Annotated in this window: 1 protein-coding gene; it reads left to right on the top strand. The window is 29.8% G+C overall.

Annotation, left to right across the window (positions count from 1 at the left end; translation table 11 throughout):
* Positions 1-299 (top strand): phage baseplate assembly protein V (locus H2277_RS09230; RefSeq protein ID WP_337201989.1); only part of this gene is annotated, 299 nt, incomplete at both ends.

Here is a 299-nt window from a genome sequence, read left to right on the forward strand (position 1 = left end):
CCATCACACTCCTTTTTTAAGAGTAGCTTCTCATATAGCAAGTAATCATTCAGGTTTTTATCATACTCCAAGAATAGGAGATGAAGTGATTATTTCTTTTTTAGATGATGATATAGATAAACCTTATGTAAGTGGAAGTTTGTATAATGGGGCTAATCCAAGTTTAGTAAATCTTCCTTTTAATGATCATCAAACTTCTCTTTCTTCTAAAACCATAGGTGTTAATGAAGAAGGTTATAATGAACTTACCCTCTCAAATATAAAAGATAAAGAACAAATTTATTTAAAAGCCCAAAAGG

The sequence above is a fragment of the Campylobacter sp. W0014 genome, assembly GCF_020135975.1.
Classification (GTDB): domain Bacteria; phylum Campylobacterota; class Campylobacteria; order Campylobacterales; family Campylobacteraceae; genus Campylobacter_D.